The organism is Sphingomonas sp. M6A6_1c (genome assembly GCF_053345135.1).
Window position 1 is genome coordinate 203,510 of record NZ_JBKEZO010000001.1, and the last position, 18,765, is coordinate 222,274.

Annotated in this window: 19 protein-coding genes; 10 read left to right on the plus strand and 9 right to left on the minus strand. The window is 68.8% G+C overall.

Annotated features, from left to right (window positions below; translation table 11 throughout):
- Positions 1-539: 539 nt before the first annotated feature.
- From ACLBWH_RS00915 to ACLBWH_RS00925, 3 genes are all read left to right on the plus strand, one after another.
- The gene (locus ACLBWH_RS00915; RefSeq protein WP_322849227.1) at positions 540-1,469 is read left to right on the plus strand and encodes an NADP-dependent oxidoreductase; all 930 of its coding nucleotides are present in this window, start codon (positions 540-542) and stop codon (positions 1,467-1,469) included.
- A gap of 103 nt (positions 1,470-1,572) precedes the next feature.
- Positions 1,573-1,713, plus strand: coding sequence for a hypothetical protein (locus tag ACLBWH_RS00920; protein WP_322849226.1), 141 nt, complete (start codon positions 1,573-1,575; stop codon positions 1,711-1,713).
- A gap of 205 nt (positions 1,714-1,918) precedes the next feature.
- Positions 1,919-2,494 (plus strand): opacity protein, encoded by a 576-nt coding sequence (locus ACLBWH_RS00925; protein ID WP_322849225.1) that lies wholly within the window; start codon positions 1,919-1,921, stop codon positions 2,492-2,494.
- 111 nt (positions 2,495-2,605) lie between these two features.
- Here ACLBWH_RS00925 and ACLBWH_RS00930 read toward each other — a convergent pair whose 3' ends face one another.
- The 3 genes from ACLBWH_RS00930 to ACLBWH_RS00940 form a co-directional block, all read right to left on the minus strand.
- Positions 2,606-2,908: a hypothetical protein gene (locus tag ACLBWH_RS00930; RefSeq protein ID WP_447796100.1), complete on the minus strand. Its 303-nt coding sequence runs from the start codon at positions 2,906-2,908 to the stop codon at positions 2,606-2,608.
- A gap of 105 nt (positions 2,909-3,013) precedes the next feature.
- On the minus strand, positions 3,014-3,217 hold the full coding sequence (locus ACLBWH_RS00935) for a hypothetical protein (RefSeq protein ID WP_322849223.1): 204 nt from the start codon (positions 3,215-3,217) through the stop codon (positions 3,014-3,016).
- 244 nt (positions 3,218-3,461) lie between these two features.
- Positions 3,462-3,590 (minus strand): hypothetical protein, encoded by a 129-nt coding sequence (locus ACLBWH_RS00940; RefSeq protein ID WP_447796102.1) that lies wholly within the window; start codon positions 3,588-3,590, stop codon positions 3,462-3,464.
- 129 nt (positions 3,591-3,719) lie between these two features.
- On the opposite strand from ACLBWH_RS00940, the gene ACLBWH_RS00945 reads away from it, so the two are divergent.
- From ACLBWH_RS00945 to ACLBWH_RS00975, 7 genes are all read left to right on the plus strand, one after another.
- Entirely contained in the window at positions 3,720-4,379 is a 660-nt protein-coding gene (locus tag ACLBWH_RS00945; RefSeq protein WP_447796104.1) for a TetR/AcrR family transcriptional regulator, read from the plus strand.
- A 308-nt stretch (positions 4,380-4,687) separates the two neighbouring features.
- Positions 4,688-5,101 carry a hypothetical protein gene (locus tag ACLBWH_RS00950; protein WP_447796106.1) on the plus strand — a complete coding sequence of 138 codons (414 nt, stop codon included), beginning with the start codon at positions 4,688-4,690 and terminating at the stop codon, positions 5,099-5,101.
- Entirely contained in the window at positions 5,098-6,354 is a 1,257-nt protein-coding gene (locus tag ACLBWH_RS00955; RefSeq protein ID WP_447796108.1) for an efflux RND transporter periplasmic adaptor subunit, read from the plus strand. The genes ACLBWH_RS00950 and ACLBWH_RS00955 overlap by 4 nt, the downstream gene beginning before the upstream one ends.
- A 55-nt stretch (positions 6,355-6,409) precedes the next feature.
- Positions 6,410-9,592 (plus strand): efflux RND transporter permease subunit, encoded by a 3,183-nt coding sequence (locus tag ACLBWH_RS00960; RefSeq protein ID WP_447796110.1) that lies wholly within the window; start codon positions 6,410-6,412, stop codon positions 9,590-9,592.
- A gap of 11 nt (positions 9,593-9,603) precedes the next feature.
- On the plus strand, positions 9,604-11,049 hold the full coding sequence (locus ACLBWH_RS00965; protein WP_447796112.1) for an efflux transporter outer membrane subunit: 1,446 nt from the start codon (positions 9,604-9,606) through the stop codon (positions 11,047-11,049).
- Between the two features lie 32 nt (positions 11,050-11,081).
- Complete coding sequence (locus tag ACLBWH_RS00970; protein WP_447796114.1) at positions 11,082-11,693, plus strand: TetR/AcrR family transcriptional regulator; 612 nt, start codon at positions 11,082-11,084, stop codon at positions 11,691-11,693.
- Between the two features lie 99 nt (positions 11,694-11,792).
- Positions 11,793-12,485 (plus strand): type 1 glutamine amidotransferase domain-containing protein, encoded by a 693-nt coding sequence (locus ACLBWH_RS00975; RefSeq protein ID WP_322849216.1) that lies wholly within the window; start codon positions 11,793-11,795, stop codon positions 12,483-12,485.
- A 75-nt stretch (positions 12,486-12,560) separates the two neighbouring features.
- Here ACLBWH_RS00975 and ACLBWH_RS00980 read toward each other — a convergent pair whose 3' ends face one another.
- From ACLBWH_RS00980 to ACLBWH_RS01005, 6 genes are all read right to left on the minus strand, one after another.
- Positions 12,561-13,685, minus strand: a complete 1,125-nt coding sequence (locus ACLBWH_RS00980) for an NAD(P)-dependent alcohol dehydrogenase (protein WP_447796116.1) — start codon at positions 13,683-13,685, stop codon at positions 12,561-12,563.
- A 22-nt stretch (positions 13,686-13,707) separates the two neighbouring features.
- Positions 13,708-15,192 (minus strand): benzaldehyde dehydrogenase, encoded by a 1,485-nt coding sequence (locus ACLBWH_RS00985; protein WP_447796118.1) that lies wholly within the window; start codon positions 15,190-15,192, stop codon positions 13,708-13,710.
- A gap of 213 nt (positions 15,193-15,405) precedes the next feature.
- Positions 15,406-16,608 carry a 3-oxoadipyl-CoA thiolase gene (pcaF, locus tag ACLBWH_RS00990; RefSeq protein WP_447796120.1) on the minus strand — a complete coding sequence of 401 codons (1,203 nt, stop codon included), beginning with the start codon at positions 16,606-16,608 and terminating at the stop codon, positions 15,406-15,408.
- Between the two features lie 7 nt (positions 16,609-16,615).
- A complete protein-coding gene (gene pcaD / locus ACLBWH_RS00995) occupies positions 16,616-17,392 on the minus strand; it encodes a 3-oxoadipate enol-lactonase (protein WP_447796121.1) in 777 nt (258 codons plus the stop codon).
- Positions 17,392-18,045, minus strand: a complete 654-nt coding sequence (locus tag ACLBWH_RS01000) for a 3-oxoacid CoA-transferase subunit B (RefSeq protein WP_447796122.1) — start codon at positions 18,043-18,045, stop codon at positions 17,392-17,394. The genes pcaD and ACLBWH_RS01000 overlap by 1 nt, the downstream gene beginning before the upstream one ends.
- Positions 18,045-18,755, minus strand: coding sequence for a CoA transferase subunit A (locus ACLBWH_RS01005; protein WP_447796124.1), 711 nt, complete (start codon positions 18,753-18,755; stop codon positions 18,045-18,047). The genes ACLBWH_RS01000 and ACLBWH_RS01005 overlap by 1 nt, the downstream gene beginning before the upstream one ends.
- Positions 18,756-18,765 lie beyond the last annotated feature (10 nt).

The following is an 18,765-nucleotide window of genomic DNA, read 5'->3' on the forward strand; positions in this document are numbered from 1 at the left end:
CAGCGGCACGAAGTGGCCGAAGCGGGCGGCCTCGTTCCTCGGTTTCTCGTATCCCAATGCCTTGGTCATGCTGGTGCTCCTGAAAGCCGCGAGCCGCGGCCGGTCGTTGAACGCGTGGGATCGGTCTTCGGGCGATAGCGCGGGGCTCGCCCTCGATCGGTGGATATTCGGGGGGTACGGTTCCACTGAAGGGCGGTAGGCCGTTGGACGCGGTCAGCCTGCCGTCGACCGGCAGGTTCACGCCGGTCACGAACCGCCCTCAAGCTTCATGACCGTCCTTTCGAGTTGCAAGAATGTGTGCGGCGCCGAGCGGCGATGTCGGTGATGCCAACGGTCGCTCGCGCTGTTCGACGGACTAAACACCGGGACGCGGCGCAACGTTTCGGTACGGTTTCGAACAAATCCCTGCCTGTCCGCGGCGCCACAGCGGCAATCCGTCACCTGCGCTTTTCTACGGGAACGCGAGCGGCGGGATCGGGTTCAGCAGGAACGTGGCAACGACCCACCCCCCGGTCGTTCCGAGGACGAAGGAAGTAACCGTGACCATCCAAGCCGTCCGGGTTCACCGTTTCACCGATCCCGAAACGCTCGCCGTCGAGCGTATCGCCGCGCCCTCCCCCCGCGACATGACCGCGCTCGTTCGCGTCGCGGCCGCGAGCGTCAATCCGGTCGATTGGAAAACGGCGGAGGGCCAGTATCCGCCAGTCGGTGCCGACAGATTGCCGATCGTTCTCGGCCGGGATCTGGCCGGCGAGATCGTCGAGCCGGGCGATGGCATGGCGGGTTGGTCGATCGGTGCCCGCGTGTGCGCGTTCATCGGGCAGGACCGCGGCGCACAGGCCGAGCAGGTGCTGGTCAAAGCCGAGGAACTGGTGCGCGTGCCCGATAGCGTCTCGACCGACGTCGCCGGCGCCGTGCCGCTCGCCGCGATGACGGCGTGGCAAGGGCTGTTCGACCATGGGAGATTGCAGGCGGGCCAGCGCGTCCTGATCCATGGTGCGGCGGGCGGCGTCGGGCATCTTGCGGTGCAGTTCGCGCGTTGGAAGAAGTGTATCGTCTTCGCTACCGCGGCGGCGGATGACCTCGACTTCATCCGCTCGCTCGGCGTCGACACGGCGATCGATTACGAGACCGAACGGTTCGAGGACATCGCGACGGACCTCGATCTGGTGTTCGATACGCAAGGGGGCGAGACCCAGGCGCGTTCGTTCGAGACGTTGAAGACGGGCGGCATGCTGGTATCGACGCTGGAACCGGACGAGGCGCGCGCCGCCGAATTGGGCGTGCGCACGGTACCGCGCTGGCATGCGCAGCCCGACGCCGTCGCGCTGGGCAAGGTGCTGGACCTGATCGCCACGGGTGATGTGCGCGTGGAGATAGCCCGACGCTTCCGCCTCGACGAGGTCGCCGCCGCGCACCGTTTCGCCCGCAACGATCATCCGCGCGGCAAGGTGATCCTTATCGCCTGAGCGAAAGGGGCTATTCCGCGTTGCTATAAAAAAGCGATCCGATCGAGCCGCTTACGATCTGGTTACCCTTGTCCGCTACTATGCAGCGTCAGGGAGAACATCGATGACCTGCTACGTCGTGATCGGCTCTTTCATTGCCGCGAACCTGACCTTGATTGCGGGGGTCGTGCTGAACCAACGCGGTATGAGCGACCTGCGGGCGCTCAACCGCGTCGGCGAGCGTCGCCGTCACCCCCGCGTCTGAACAGTCGATGGGCCAGGCCCGTGCCTAACCCGTTCAGGGCTGGTGCGGGCCTCCCGGATAGTATCCGAGGAGGGCCTTTCAAGAGGCTGTTGCCGCAATGCAACATGCCTGCCGCAGCGTCTGCAGCGGGGGGATACGCATCAGATCACGGCGGTTCTATCACCTGACAGGCTGTGTTTCGCCTGCCGCTTACAAGGTGATTGATATGAAGAAGCTGCTTCTCGCAGCGGCCAGTGCCGCGTTCCTGATCCCCGCCGCAGCCTCCGCGCAGGACACCACGTCCGACGGTTCGCGCGCTTTCGGGATCGATCCCTATGTCGGCGTGACCGGCGTGTACGAAGGGTTCGAGAGCAACCCGGGCCATGGCATTCCGTTCTCGGCGCCGGGGGATCGCCTGAAGGGCGGGCTGGTCGAGGGCGTCGCCGGCGTCAACGTGCCGCTCGGTTCCTTCTTCGTCGGCGTCGAAGGCAATGCCGCCAAGGGCTTCAGCGGCGATATCGACTGGGAATATGGCGTCCACGGCCGCGCCGGCGTGCGTGCCGGTGAAACCGGCCTGGTCTACGGCAAGGTCGGCTACCGCTGGGTGAACTTCGACCGCTACGGCAACAACAGCCCCGACTTCGGCCGCATTTCCTACGGCGTCGGCGGCGAGTTCGGGCCGAAGGCGATCGGGCTGGACGGTCTGGTGAAGAAGGAGGGCGTGCGCTTCCGGGCGGAAGTCGCCACGACCGGCAATTTCGAGACGGTTCGTCCCTCGCTCGGGATCATTGGCCACTTCTGATACGTTTACAGGATGTTGCCTCAGGGAGCCTCGGACCTCGCGTCCGGGGCTCTTTGCGTATGAAGCGGTCTGTCCGGCAGGGATATGGTCTTCAGGGCCCCTGCCCGCGCCTCAATCCTGCGGATCGGTCGACCGGCGGCCCGTCTTGCGCTCGGCCGCGACGAACTCCGACGATCGCAGGTTGATGCGATCGTATAGCTCGAGCAGGTGGTTCACCTCGTCGATCACCGTTGCCTGCTCACGCCGCCAGCGATCGCTCGCATCGGCGGTCGGGGCACCATCGCGGCCGTCGTGGATCGTGAAGCCCTGATCGAGCAACCACAATGCATCCTGCGCGCGCGAACGCTGCCGCCTCAGGTGAAACACCCATTGTTCGATGACCCCTGACGGGACCAGCCTTTCGATCTCACCCATCGTCCGCGCCTATCCGCCTTGGGCGGCCCGCGCCAGCCCATGGATGAACACCGGGACCGTGCCTGCCGATCCGCACCCTTGGACGACGTGCCCGCGGAACAGGGCTCAATGTCCCATGAAAGTGAGGAGCAGCACCGTCGTCGCGCCGTAGAACGCGAGCTGCCACAGTGCGAGCATCGCGAGCGCGACGCCCGGCTTGCCGCGTGCCCATTCGTATTTGATCGCATTCTTCACGCTGCCGGGGATGAGCCAGCTTCGATCGAGAACGTGCAGCATCTTGCGTTCGGCAGGCGACATGGGATCTTGCATTCCGACCTCTTGCGAACGTGACTGTCGTTGGTTGCGGCGCCCGGCGATGGCGGGAGGTGCCGGCTTTTGCGAATGGCGCTCCGTCCGTGGTGTCAGGTGGGGGAAACGGACGGAGCGCCGGCACACTCTCCAGTACGCAACAGGGAGTCTGCGCTCCGGTGCTGTGTGATCGCACTATCCCCTTAAGATTGAACGAAGATGTTGGTCCAATTCGGTCCTGTCCGAAGCGATCTGGCGGGGCCATTCAGAAGCCCCCGCTGATGATCCGCCACCAGCGCCTGATCCGTTGCCGCCACGTCGAGCGTTCGGTCTTCGACGGACGGCCCTGGTCGTTGGGGCGTCTGGCGCGGTTGCTGATCGGTCGGCGGGCCATGCCGCGTCTTGGCCGACGACGCGTGCATCAGCCGTGAACGCAGCGGACTGACGCGGTTCAGCTATGCCCTCGCGGCCGACACTCGGGTGACCATTCCGTAGAAGTCGATGTAATCGAACGACTTGGCGGATGACGGCCCTCGACGTGTGGGGCGTGGACCATTACATACCGACCGTTATGCAATCCGCCCCTGCCGCTGCGACGCGAGGTCGTCCCCGCGCCTTCTGCCCCGAGACGGCGCTGGCCGCGGCGCTCGGCGTGTTCTGGGCGAAGGGCTATGACGGCGCGTCGATGGCGGATCTGACCGCGGCGATGGGCATCACCAAACCCAGCCTGTACGCCGCGTTCGGCAACAAGGAGCAACTGTTCCACCGCGCGCTCGACCTCTACGGCGCGGAGAAGATGGCCTATACCCGCGACGCGCTGAAGCAGCCGAGCGCGCGGGCGGTCGCTGAGCATCTCCTGCGCGGGGCGGTCACCGCGCAGACCAGCACTTCCGATCCTAAGGGCTGCCTGGGCGTCATCAGCGCCACCAGCTGCGGTGCCGAGGCCGAGTCGATCAAGAGCCATATCATCGAACGGCGCGGCGCGGCGCATGCGGCGCTGGTCGAGCGCTTCCACACGGCGCAGCGCGACGGCGACCTCGCCCCCGGCGCCGACCCCGAGGGACTCGCGCAATATCTCTACGCGATCCTGCAGGGCATGGCGGTGCAGGCCGGCTCGGGCGCGACCCGCGCCGACCTCGACCGCGTCGTCGATATCGGGCTGATGATGTGGCCCAGCCGATGAACGCGAAATAAATTACCGGCCGGTACAGAAAGACGTTGATCTTCTCTGCACCGGTTAATATACCATGCGGTACGGAATGAAGCGCCACGCCGGCGGTTCACGATCGAAGGAGCCGACATGGATCCTGGACTGACCGGACGACCCGACGCGACCTGACGGTCGCGCACCCATTTTTCATCTGCACCTGCCGCAACGGGCCGTCAGCGCCCGCCGGTTCCGTGCGCCCACCGCCGTTCCCGAACGGTGCGCCCCGTCATCCTCTGCGATGCCGGGCGGTGGTGACGCACGCCCATTTTCAGGGATTTCGCATGGCCTATCTGATGCTCGACGCCGACCGCATCCTCGACCGCCCCGCCACCGCCACCGCCCCCGCGCCCGCCGCCCTATCCGTGGACGACGGCGAACCCGCCGCACGGCTCACCGGTCTGGAATGGTCGGTCGTCGCGCTGGCTCGCAAGGATGCCTTGTCCTCGCTGCGCCGCCCCGGCCGCATGGCCAGCGCGCTCGGCGCGCTGTTCAGGCAGCCGCACAATCCGATGCTCGCGGACGAGCGACTGGAGGCACTGCGCCGGATCGCGGTGTTCGCCTGGCATTACGGCTACACCATACCCAGTACCGAACTGGCCCGCTTCCTCGATGCCGGATTTTCGCCCGCGCAATACGAACTGATGACCGACAGTATCGGCGTCGCCCGCCGCAAGACGATGGGAGCGCGTCGATGACCGTACACGCACCCGTCGACACCGCCGCTGCGACGCCGCTCGACCCGCCGGCAGCGCGGCATCGTCTGCTCCGCCGCGCGATGTGGATCGGCGTCCCGGCATTGCTGGCGGTCGCTGCCGGCGTCGCAGTCGATCGCGGCCAGCCGGCGATCGCCTCCGCCCCGCCCGCGCCGACCGTCACCGTCGCCGCGCCGCTCCAGCGCAACGTGGCGCAATGGGACGATTTCGTCGGCCGTTTCGAACCGAGCCGCTCGGTCGAGGTCCGGCCACGCGTCTCCGGTGCGGTGACCGCGCTGCACTTCACCGACGGCGCGATCGTACGGCCGGGGCAATTGCTGTTCACGATCGATCCGCGCCCGTTCGCCGCCGCGCTCGCCGAAGCGCGCGCCGGGCTGGCGAGCGCACGCAGCGACCTCGCGCTGGCGCAGGCCAATCTCGCCCGCGCCAACCGGCTGGAGGCGGAGGATGCGGTGTCGAAGGGCGAACTGGATCAACTGGCCGCCCGCGTCCGCGCCGCCACCGCCGCGATCGCCGCGGCGGAGGCGCGCGTCCGCGCCCGCGCGCTCGACGTCGAGTTCACGCAGGTGCGCGCGCCGATCGGCGGGCGCATCTCCAACCGCCGCGTCGATCCCGGCAACCTCGTCGCGGGCGGCGATACCAGCGGGACGTTGCTGACCACGATCAACGCGCTCGACCCGATCTATTTCACCTTCGACGGGTCGGAGGCGCTGTTCCTCAAGAACAAGCGCGCGCATGCCGGCGCCGCCCCGGCGGTCGACGTGCGATTGCAGGACGAGAGCGACTATCGCTGGCACGGCAGGCTCGACTTCACCGACAACGGCTTCGATCCACGCTCCGGCACGATCCGCAGCCGCGCGGTGCTGGCCAACCCGGACATGTTCCTGACGCCCGGCCTGTTCGGCAACATGCGGCTGGCGAGCGGCGGCACCACGCGCGCGTTGCTGGTGCCGGACGCGGCGGTGCAGACCGATCAGGCGCGAAAGACTTTGCTGACCGTCGCCGCCGACGGCACGGTGGTGGTCAAGCCGGTGACGCTCGGCCCGGTGGTCGACGGCTTGCGGATCGTCAGCGGCGGGCTGTCGCGCGGCGATCGCATCGTGATCGGCGGCACGCAGATGGCGATGCCGGGGACGAAGGTGCAGGTGCGCCCCGGCCGCATCGCGCCGGTCGTCGCCGCCCCCGCCCCCGGCGGCCTGTCGCCGACCACCGGCGAGGCGACCTTCACCTCCTGACGCTTCGCCGAGCCACATTCCGGCCGTCCTCATCCTCGTTAAGGGGGAGCATATCATGCGCCTGTCGCGCTTCTTCATCACCCGCCCGATCTTCGCGGGCGTCATCGCGGTCGTCATCACCCTCATCGGTGCGATCGCCTATTGGGGCCTGCCGGTCGCGCAATATCCCGATATCGTACCGCCGACCGTCACCGTGTCCGCCAGCTATCCCGGCGCCTCCGCCGAGACGGTTGCGGAAACGGTCGCCGCGCCGATCGAGCAGGAGATCAACGGCGTCGACGACATGCTGTACCAGTCGAGCCAATCGACCGGCGACGGCAACGTCACGATCACCGTCACGTTCAAGATCGGCACCGATCTGGATGCGGCACAGGTGCTGGTGCAGAACCGCGTCGCGGTCGCGGTGCCGCGCCTGCCCGAGGAGGTGCAGCGGCTGGGCGTCGTCACGCGCAAGACCAGCCCCGACTTCCTGATGGTCGTCAATTTGATCTCGCCCGACCATTCGCTCGATCGCGGCTATATCTCCAATTACGCGCTGACGCAGGTCCGCGACCGGCTGGCGCGGATCGACGGCGTCGGCGACGTGCGGCTGTTCGGCAGCCGCGACTATGCGATGCGCGTCTGGATCGATCCCGGCCGCGCCGCCGCGCTGAACCTGACCGCCGGCGATATCGTCGCGGCGCTGCGCGCGCAGAACGTGCAGGTCGCCGCCGGCTCGCTCGGCCAGCCGCCCTATTCGCAGGGTAACGCCTTCCAGCTCAACGTCGAAACGCAGGGGCGGCTGCTCGAGCCCGGGCAATTCGCCGATGTCGTGATCCGCAGCGACGCCGATGGCCGGCAGGTGCGCGTGCGCGACGTCGCGCGCGTCGAACTGGGCGCGCAGGACTATAATTCGAACACCTATCTCTCCGGCCAGCCGACCGTGATCGCGGCGGTGTTCCAGCGCCCCGGCTCCAACGCGCTCGCCGCCGCGGAGAAGGTCGAGGCCGAAATGCAGGCGATGTCGAAGTCCTTCCCCAAGGGGCTGGAATATCGCGTCATCTACAACCCCACCGAATTCATCGCGCAATCGGTGGATGCGGTGATCCACACCCTGTTCGAAGCGATGGTGCTGGTCGTGCTCGTCATTCTGGTGTTCCTCCAGAAATGGCGGGCGGCGATCATCCCGATCGTCGCGATTCCCGTGTCGCTGGTCGGCACCTTCGCGGTGCTGGCGGCGGTCGGCTATTCGCTCAACACGCTGTCGCTGTTCGGGCTGGTGCTGGCGATCGGCATCGTCGTCGACGACGCGATCGTGGTGGTCGAGAATGTCGAGCGGAACCTGGCGCGTGGCCTGCCGCCGCTGGAGGCGGCGATGATCTCGATGGACGAGGTGTCGGGCGCGCTGGTCGCGATTGTGCTGGTGCTGTGCGCGGTGTTCGTGCCGACCTTGTTCCTGACCGGCCTGTCGGGCGCCTTCTACCAGCAATTCGCGGTGACGATCGCGACTGCGACGGTGATCTCGCTGATCGTGTCGCTGACGCTGTCGCCCGCGCTCGCCGCCATCCTGCTGCGGGCACACGACACGCACGAAGGCGGCAACCGCGCCGTCCGTTTCGTCCGCGCTGCGGGCGACCGCTTCAACACCGCATTCGAGCGGCTGAGCGTGCGCTATGCCGCGCTCACCGCGCGACTGGTGCGACGGCCGAAGCGGATGATGGCGGTCTATGCCGGGCTGATCGCCGCCACCGTCGCGTTGTTCTGGGCGACGCCGACCGGCTTCATTCCGGCGCAGGATCAGGGCTATTTCCTGACCATCGTCCAGCTACCCGCCGGCGCTTCGGTCGAGCGCACCGATGCGGTGGTGCAGAAGGTCGCCAAGCGCATCCTGCCGCTGGCAGGCGTCAAGGGCGTGGTGATGCTGGCGGGCTTCGACGGCCCGTCGCAGACGCTCGCCCCCAACACCGCCGCCGCTTATGTGCCGTTGAAGTCGTTCGCGGAACGCGAGAAGCTGGGCGTCACCTTCGCCGGGCTGATGGATGCCACGCGCAAGGCGACCGCCGACATCGACGAGGCGCGCATCCTCGTCGTGCCGCCACCGCTGATCCAGGGCATCGGCTCGGCGGGTGGCTATCGGCTGATGGTGCAGGACCGGCAGGGCGCGGGCTACAAGCAGCTCGACGCCACCGCCGGCGCCTTGATCGCCAAGGCCAACCAGACCGAGGGGCTGGCGCAGGTCTACACCTTCTTCAACACCGCAACGCCGCGCATCTTCGCCGACGTCGATCGCGCCAAGGCCGATATGCTCGGCGTGCCGCCGGCGCAGGTGTTCGAGGCGTTGCAGGTCTATCTCGGCAGCGCGTTCGTCAACGACTTCAACCTGATCGGCCGCACCTATCGCGTCACCGCGCAGGCCGACGCGCCGTTCCGCTCGACCCCCGCCGACATCGCCGATCTCAAGACGCGCTCGGCAGCGGGCGGGATGGTGCCGCTGGGATCGGTCGCGACCTTCCAGGATCGGACCGGGCCGTATCGCGTCACGCGCTACAATCTGTATCCGGCGGTCGAGGTGGATGGCGACACCGCGCCCGGCTATTCCTCCGGCCGTTCGCTGATCGCGATGGAGAAGCTCGCCGCCGACGCGCTGCCGCGCGGCTACGGCAGCGAATGGACCGGCATCGCCTATCAGCAGAAAGCGGCGGGCAGCACCGCGGGCATCGTCTTCGCGCTGGCGGTGGTGTTCGTCTTCCTGGTGCTGGCGGCGCAATATGAGAGCCTGTTGCTGCCGCTGTCGATCGTGCTGATCGTACCGATGTGCCTGCTGGCGGCGATGATCGGCGTCAATCTGCGCGGCATGGACAATAACGTGCTGACGCAGATCGGGCTGGTCGTGCTGATCGCGCTCGCCGCCAAGAATGCGATCCTCGTGGTCGAGTTCGCCAAACAGGCCGAGGAACAGGACGGCCTGTCGCCGGTCGAGGCGGCGGTGCAGGCCGCGCAGGTCCGGCTGCGTCCGATCCTGATGACCAGTTTCGCGTTCATCCTCGGCACGGTGCCGCTGCTGGTCGCCAGCGGCGCGGGCGCCGAGCTGCGGCAGGCGCTGGGGACGGCGGTGTTCTTCGGCATGATCGGCGTCACCGGCTTCGGGCTGATCTTCACGCCGACCTTCTACGTCGTATGCCGCGCGCTCGGCCTGCGACTGGCGGCGCGGCGCGCCCGCCGCGGCGCCGCCGATCCCGCACTTCAGCCTGCCGAATGAGGAGGGCCAACATGCTCAAAACCCTGACCGCCGCCGTCTCGCTGCTGGCGCTCACCGCCTGCGCCGTCGGGCCGGACTATCGCCCGCCCGCCACGCCGGCGACCGCCGCCGCGCCGTTCGTCTCGACCAGTGCCGCGACCAGCGTCGCCGCACCCGACGACCATTGGTGGCGGCTGTACGACGACCCGGTGCTCGACGGCCTCGTCACGCAAGCGCTGGCCGCCAACACCGACCTGCGCGTCGCGGTCGCCCGCCTCGCCCGTGCACGCGCGTCGCTGCGCGAGGTGCGCACCGACCGCACGCCGCAGGCGACGCTCGGCGCGGGTGCCAGCTACAACCGCTTCTCGCAGGTGCAGCGCCCGGCCGGCGTTGCCGGCGAGACGTGGGTGATCGATGGCGGGCTCGACCTGTCCTACGAGGTCGATCTGTTCGGGCGCATTTCACGCAACGTCGCCGCCGCGCGTGGCGACGTCGCGGCGGCCGATGCCGACGCCGATGCGGTCCGCGTCGCCGTCGTCGCGGACACCACCCGCGCCTATGCCGACGCCGCCGCCGCGGCGGAGCGGATCGCAGTGGCCGAGCGGATCGTCGCGCTGCTCGACCGGCAGGTGCGCACCACCGAACGCCGCGTCGACGTGGGCATGACCACCCCGCTCGACACCGCGCGAATCGCCGCGCTCCGCGACCAGCGCAGCGCGGACATCCCGCTGTTGCAGGCCGAACGGCAGGCGGCCTTGTTCCGCCTCGCGACGCTGACCGGCCGCACCCCGCAGGAGCTGCCCGCGATCGCCGCGCAGCGCACCGCGACGCTGCGGCTGACCCAGCCGATCCCGATCGGCGACGGCGCGAAGCTGCTCGCGCGCCGCCCGGACGTGCGCGCCGCCGAGCGCCGGCTGGCGGCGGCGACGGCGCGGATCGGGGTGGCGACCGCCGACCTCTATCCACGCATCACCCTGGGCGGGTCGATCGGCCAGACCAGCACCGGGCTGGGCAATCTGTTCGGTGTCGGGCCGCTCAACTTCCTGCTCGGCCCGCTGCTCAACTGGAGCGTCAACCGCGACCGCGCGCGGGCGCGGATCGCCGGCGCGGAGGCCGACACGCAGGCCGCGCTGGCGACGTTCGACGGCACGATCCTGACCGCGCTGGGCGAGACGGAGACGGCATTGTCCGATTACGCCCGCGCGCTGGACCGCCGCACCGCATTGCAACGCGCGCTCGACCAGGCCGATCGCGCATCGCGCATCACCCGCGCGCAACGCCGCGAGGGCCAGATCGACAGCCTGTCGCAGCTCGACGCCGAACGCACGCTGGCCGACGCGCAGGCCGCCCTCGCCGCGCAGGACGCCGCGATCGCGACCGCGCAGATCGACCTCTTCCGCGCGCTCGGGGGACGCTGGGAGCGCGCCGGCACCGCCCGGGCCGACCTTCGCCGCGGGGATGCCGGGGGGCGATCCTAGACGATCGGTCTAGCCGGTGGTACGGCCGGTCCATGTCCGCTTCGCCCTCCGATACCCCCGCCGATACCGGCACCCGCACGACGATCCTGGCGACGGGGCAGAAGATCATGAGCCGCAAGGGCTTTTCCGCCGTCGGCCTGACCGAGATCCTGAAGGACGCCGGGGTGCCCAAGGGCTCCTTCTACCATTATTTCGCCTCGAAGGACGCGTTCGGCGAGGCGATGCTCGCCGCCTATTTCGACGACTATCTCGCCGAGATGGACGCGATGATCGCGCGATTAAACCTGACCGGCGCCGAGCGGCTGATCGCCTATTTCGCGGCGTGGCGCGACAATCAGGGCGCGTTCGACTGTCAGGGGCGGTGCCTTGCGGTCAAGCTGGGCGCCGAGGTCGCCGATCTCTCCGAACCGATGCGGCTGACGTTGAAGACGGGCACCGCCGGGATCATCGCACGGATGACGCGCATGATCGAGGACGGCGTCGCCGATCGCTCGCTTGCCGCGACCGGGGCGGCTGCCGATCTGGCCGCGTCGCTCTACCATCTGTGGCTCGGCGCCAGCGTGATGGCGAAGATCGTCAAGGCGCACGACCCGTTCGATACGGCACTCCGCTCGACCCGGCAGTTGCTGGGCTTGCCAGCGTAACAGGGCGCATACCGGCACTTCATCTAACGCTCGTCTGACCTATAGACGACCGGTCTATTCAACGGTATACGGGTGCTATCACAGCCAAGGAAGACCGACATGAAGATCCTGATCGTCCTCACCTCGCACGACCAGCTCGGTGACACCGGCAAGAAGACCGGGTTCTGGCTCGAGGAACTGGCCGCGCCTTATTACGTCTTCAAGGACGCCGGCGTCGACCTCACGCTCGCCTCGCCCAAGGGTGGCCAGCCGCCGCTCGATCCGAAGAGCGACGAACCGTCGTCGCAGACCGATGCCACCCGCCGCTTCGCCGCCGACGCCGAAGCGCAGGCCGCGCTGGCCCACACGGGCGTGCTCGCCGATGTGTCCGCGGACGATTTCGACGCGGTCTTCTATCCCGGCGGCCACGGGCCGTTGTGGGATCTTGCCGAGGACGCGCGCTCGATCAGCCTCATCGAGACGACCATCGCGGCGGACAAGCCGGTGGCGCTGGTCTGCCACGCGCCGGGCGTGCTGCGTCACGTCAAGGGCGCCGACGGCAAGCCGCTGGTCGACGGCAAGACCGTCACCGGCTTCACCAACAGCGAGGAGGCGGCGGTGGGCCTGACCGAGGTGGTGCCGTTCCTCGTCGAGGACGTGCTCAAGGCGAATGGCGGCCGTTTCGAACGCGGCGACGACTGGGCGTCATATGTCGTCGCCGATGGCCTGCTCATCACCGGGCAGAACCCCGGCTCGTCGGCCGACGCCGCACAGCGGCTGCTCGACCTGCTTGGCCGCCGCAACGCGGGCTGACGGTGCGGTATCGCGGCCCGGCAGAGAGCGATGCCGGGCCGCGTCTCACCTCCCGAGGGGCGCGCGGGAGGGACTCTAGAAGCGCAGGATCGGCTTGATCGTCTTGCCGCTTTCGCTGTCGGCGATCGCCGCGTTGATCTGCGCGAAATCGTAGAAGCCGACGAGCCGGTCGAACGGGAAACGGCCCTGCAGATACAAATCGACGAGGCGCGGGATGAAGACCTGCGGCACGCTGTCGCCCTCGACGATGCCGATGATCCGCTTGCCCGGCACCATCACGTCGTTGACGTCGAACGAGGCTTCGGTGCCGAGCCGCGGCGCGCCGACGATCCCGCAACTGCCGCGGATCGCCAGCGCGTCGATCGCCTGACGCAGCACCTCGGGCCGGCCGCTGCTTTCCAGCGTATAGTGCACCCCGCCGCCGGTGATCTGTTTGATCGTCGCGACCACGTCGACCTCGCGGCTGTTGACGACATGGGTGGCGCCCAGCTCCGTGGCGAGTGCGAGGCGGCTCGGCGTCACGTCGACGGCGATGATCGTCGTCGCACCCGCGACGCGCGCCGCCATCACCGCGCTCAGACCCACCGCGCCCGAGCCGAAGGCGGCGAAGCTGCTGCCCGCCTCGACCTTGAGCGCGTTGAGCACCGCGCCCGCGCCGGTCATGATGCCGCAGCCGAGCGGGCCGAGCAGTTCGAGCGGCGCATCGCGCGACACCTTCACGACGTTGCGTTCGTGCGCGACCGCGAAGCTGCCGAAGGAGGACTGGCCGAAGAAATGGTCGTGCAGCACGCCGCCGTGCGCATCGCAGGTCGCGGTCGAGCCGTCGCCGCGGCCGCCGCCGAAGTTGAGGCCGAAGAAATTCTCGCAATGCGCCGGATGGCCCTGATCGCACTGGCCGCAATAGCCGCACGACATGAAGGTCATGACGACATGATCGCCCGGCGCCACCGACCGCACCTCCGCTCCCACCGCCTCTACGACGCCCGAGCCCTCGTGGCCCAGCACCGCAGGGAGCGGCGAGGGATAATATTGGTCGCGGATGATCATGTCGGTGTGGCAGACGCCGGTCGCGACGACGCGCACCAGCACCTCGCGCGGGCCGGGCGCGCCGATGCTCGCCGGCTCGATCAGGAAATCGCCGCCCTGTTCGCGGACGACCGCGGTGGTGATCGGGCGACGCTCGTCCAATATGGTGGTCATGATACCTCTCCTTGCGTGTTCGTCAGAAGGGATAGGCGGGGGCTTCGCCCTTGATCGTCACCCACTGCCACTCGGTGAATTCCTCCCAATTGGCAGGGCCGCCGATCGCGGTGCCGTTGCCGGAGGCGCCGACGCCGCCGAAGGGATTGACGACATCGTCGTTCACCGTCTGGTCGTTGATGTGGAGCAGCCCGGTGTTGAGCCGCTCGCCGAGCGCCAGCGCGCGCGACACGTTGCGCGAGACGACCGCCGCCGACAGGCCGTAATCGGTGTCGTTGGCGAGCCGGATCGCCTCCTCGTCGTCCTTGAAGGTGGTGACGACCGCGACCGGACCGAAAATCTCTTCGGCGAACGCGGGCATGGCGGGCGTGACGCCGCTCAGCACGGTCGGTGCGTAGAAGAGCCGGTCGGCGGTGCCGCCCGTTTCGAGCCTTGCGCCCGCCGCGACGCTGTCGGCCACCACCCGGGCGACATGATCGAGCTGGCGCTGGTTGATGAGCGGCCCGATCGCGATACCGTCCTGCGCGGGATCGCCGACCGGCAACGCCGCCGCCTTCGCCGCGAGCCCGGCGACGAAGTCCTTCGCGATCGCCTCATGGACGAGCACGCGCCCCGCCGACATGCAGATCTGCCCCTGGTGCAGATAGACGCCCCATGCGGCGTTGCGCAGCGCGAGGTCCAGATCGGCATCGTCGAGGATGATGATCGCATTCTTGCCGCCGAGCTCGAGCGATACCTTCTTGAGATGGCGGCTCGCATTCTGGCCGACGATGCGACCCGCGCCGGTCGAGCCGGTGAACTGGATCATGCCGATATTGGCGTCGGCGCACAGCGCCTCCCCCGCCTCGCTGCCGCCCGGCAGGACGTGGAGCACGCCGCGGGGCAATCCCGCCAGTTCGAACAGGCGCGCGATGACCAGACCGCCGCTGATCGCGGTGCGCGGATCGGGTTTCAGCACCACCGCATTGCCGACCGCGATCGCCGGCGCCACCGCGCGCATTGCCAGATAGAGCGGGAAGTTGAACGGCGCGATGATCCCGACGACGCCGATCGGCCGCCGCCTTGCGAGGCTGATGCGCCCCGGCTGGCTCGGCAGCACCAGTCCCTGCGGTTGATGCGGCATCGCCGCGGCGAGCTGGATCGCCTTCAGCGTGACGTCGAGCTCGAAGGCCGCCTTGGCTTTCACCGATCCGCTCTCGCGTACCAGCCAGTCGACGATCTCATCGCGATGATCCGACCCGATCCGCAAGACCTTCAGGAAGACGGCGGCACGATTGTCGGGGGACAAAGCCGCCCATCGGCGCTGCGCCGCACGGGCCTGCGCGGCGGAGGCGGCGACGGCGTCCGCGCCGGCCAGCGCCACGGTGCCGAGCGTCGCGCCGGTTGCCGGCTCGATCGCCGGCGCGGTCTGCGATCCGGGCGACCAGCCCCCGTCGAAGATGACGCCCGACACATGGTCGGCATCGATCAGCCTTGTCTTCGCAGCGGGGGCAGTCGCGTTCGTCATGACGATCTCCAAACAGCCGGAGTCTTTTCCGATTCCTCTCCGTCGGAGCGGAGAGCTACTCTCCACGTCGCCGCGATAAAAAGACCGTTTGGGTCGCCTCGCGATACTCAGTTGGTATGGTCGCCATCCGTCGCCGACGGGCGCGCGCGGCCGTCCCGCGCCGGTCGTTATCGGCAACGGTTCGGCCCTTCTGCAACTGATGCGGTCAGACCCTCAGACGCGCTCCAGCATCAGCGCGATCCCCTGCCCGACACCGATGCACATGAACGCCAGCGCATAGCGGCCGCCGGTGCGGTGCAATTCCTCGACCGCGCTCATCGTGATCCGCGCCCCCGACATGCCCAGCGGATGCCCCAGCGCGATCGCGCCGCCGTTGCGGTTCACCCGCGGGTCGTCGGGCGCGATGCCGAGGTCGCGCAGCGTCGCGATCGCCTGGCTGGCGAAGGCTTCGTTGAGTTCGATCACGTCGAGCCGGTCCAGCGCGATGCCGGTGATCCGCACCAGCTTGCGCGCCGCCTCGATCGGCCCAACCCCCATGATCCGCGGCGCGACCCCCGCCGCCGCCATGCCGAGCACGCGCGCGCGCGGCGTCAGGCCGTGCCGCGCCGCCGCCGCTTCGGAGGCGACCAGCATCGCCGCCGCGCCGTCGTTGAGGCCGGAGGCGTTGCCCGCGGTCACGGTGCCGTCGGCGCGCACCACCGGCTTCAGTCCGGCGAGCGCCTCCAGACTGGTCGCGCGGGGATGCTCGTCCTGCGCGAAGACGATCGGGTCGCCCTTCCGCTGCGGGATGACGACCGGCACGATTTCCGCGGCGAGCCGGCCGCTGGCGATGGCGGCGGCGGCCTTCTGCTGGCTTGCGAGCGCGAACCGGTCCTGCGCCTCGCGGTCGACGTGCCACGCATCGGCGACGTTCTCGCCGGTCTCGGGCATCGTATCGACGCCGTACGCCGCGCGCATCGCCGGATTGACGAACCGCCAGCCGAGCGTCGTATCCTCGATCTTCTGCCCGCGGTCGAATGCGGTCGCCGCCTTGCCGAGCACGTAGGGTGCGCGCGTCATGCTCTCGACGCCGCCGGCGATGACGAGCTCGGCATCGCCCGACCGGATCGCCTGCGCGGCGATGCCCACCGCGTTGAGTCCCGAGCCGCACAGGCGATTGACCGTCGTCCCCGGTATCGCGTCCGGCAGGCCCGCCAGCAGCACCGCCATGCGCGCCACGTTGCGATTGTCCTCGCCGGCCTGGTTGGCGCAGCCGAGGATCGTGTCGTCCACCGCCGCCCAGTCGACGTGCGGATTGCGGTCCTTGAGCGCGCGGATCGGGATCGCGGCGAGATCGTCGGCGCGGACCGTGGCGAGCGCGCCGTTCAGTTTGCCGATCGGCGTGCGGATCGCGTCGCAGAGGAAGGCGTCGGGCATGGAAACCTCAGGCAAAGGTGTCGATAAGGGCCGCCGCGAGCGCATCGGGCGCCTCGAGCGGTGCGAGGTGCGCGGCGTCGAGCGCAACGTGGCGGGCGCCGGCGATCTGAGCAAGAAGATGGTCGCCATGGCCCGCAAACGGCGTCGAGACATCGTGGTCGCCGCTGACCACCAGCGGCGGCGCGGCGATCGCCCCCAGCCGGTCGGCCAGCCGCATGTCGCGGATCGCGGCGCCGCAGCCGGCATAGCCCGCCGGATCCATCGCCAGCAGCCCGCGCCGGATCGTCGCCTCGACCTCGGGATGCGCGTCGCAGAAGGCGGGCGAGAGGAAGCGGCCCATGACGGGATCGACGATGCTGCCGAGCCCCTCCGCACGCACCGTCTCGACGCGCGCGCGCCACGCCGCCCGGTCCATCGTCGCCGAGGTGCAGACCAGCGCCAGCCCGGCGACCCGCTCGGGCGCGTCGAGCGCCATCTGCATCGCGATCATGCCGCCGAGCGACACGCCGGCGATCCCCGCGCGATCGATCCCCGCGGCGTCCATCGCTGCGCCGATATCGCCGGCGAGCAGGGCCATGTCGTAATCGCCCGGCGTCGCATCGGAGGCGCCATGGCCGCGCGTATCGACCCGCAGCACGAGGAAGCGCCGGCGCAATGCGGGGAGCACCGGCGCCCACAGGTCCATGTCGGTGCCGATCGAGTTGAGCAGCACCAGCGACGGCCGACCCCGCTCGCCTTCGAGCTTCCAGTAGAGGCGGGTGCCGACGGAGGGGACGAACGGCATCAGGCGGCCCTTGCCGAGGGGCCGTCGACCGCGAACGCCGCCGCCGTCTTCGCCCGCATTTCGTCGAGCGTGACGCCCGGCGCGAGTTCGACCAGCCGCAGCCCCGGCCTGTCGCACGCCAGCACCGCCAGATCGGTGACGATGAGATCGACGCACGCCGCGCCGGTCAGCGGCAGCGTGCAGACCGGCAGGATCTTCGGTTCGCCCGCCTTGTTGACATGATCCATCACCACGACGACGCGGCGGACGCCGGCGACGAGGTCCATCGCGCCGCCCATGCCCTTCACCATCTTGCCCGGAATCGTCCAATTGGCGATGTCGCCCGCCTCGCTCACCTCCATCGCGCCGAGCACCGCCATGTCGATATGGCCGCCGCGGATCATCGCGAAACTGTCCGCGGAGGAGAAGAAGGACGAGGTCGGCAGCGCGGTGATCGTCTGCTTGCCGGCGTTGATGAGGTCGGGATCGACCGCGTCGCGCGTCGGAAACGGCCCGATGCCGAGCATGCCGTTCTCCGACTGGAGCGTCACGTCGAGCCCCTCGGGAACGCAATTGGCGACCAGTGTCGGGATGCCGATGCCGAGGTTGACGTAATAGCCGTCCTGCAATTCCTGCGCAGCGCGCGCCGCCATCTGTTCGCGGGTCCAGGCCATCAGACGCTCTCCTCTTCGCGGACGGTCAGCTTCTCGATCCGCTTCGCGTTGATCGTGCTCCGCACGATGCGATCGACATAGATGCCGGGCGTGTGGATGCAATCGGGGTCGAAGCTGCCCGCCGGCACGATCTCCTCGACCTCGACCACCGTCACCCGGCCCGCAGTCGCCATGTTCGGGTTGAAGTTGCGCGCGGTCTTGCGGAACATGAGATTGCCGGCCGGGTCGGCGCGCCACGCCTTGACGATCGACAGATCGGCGCGCAGCCACGTCTCGCGGACATACTCCTCGCCCTCGAACGTCTCGACCGGCTTGCCCTCGGCGACGACGGTGCCGACGCCGGTCTTCGTATAGAAGGCCGGGATGCCCGCCCCGCCCGCGCGGATGCGCTCGGCGAGCGTGCCCTGCGGGGTCAGCTCCAGCGCCAGCGCGCCGGACAGATATTGCTGTTCGAACAATTTGTTCTCGCCGACATAGGACGAGATCATCCTGGCGATCTGCCGGCTTTCCAGCAGCATCCACAGCCCGAACCCGTCGGCGCCGGCATTGTTCGAAATCACGGTCAGCCCCGTAACCCCGCTCGCGCGGATCTCGGGGATCAGGCTTTCGGGATTGCCCGACAGGCCGAAGCCGCCCGACATGATCGTCATGCCGTCGAACAGCACGCCCTCCAGCGCCGCGGCGGGGCTATCGAAGATCTTGTTTCTCATCGTCGGCTCC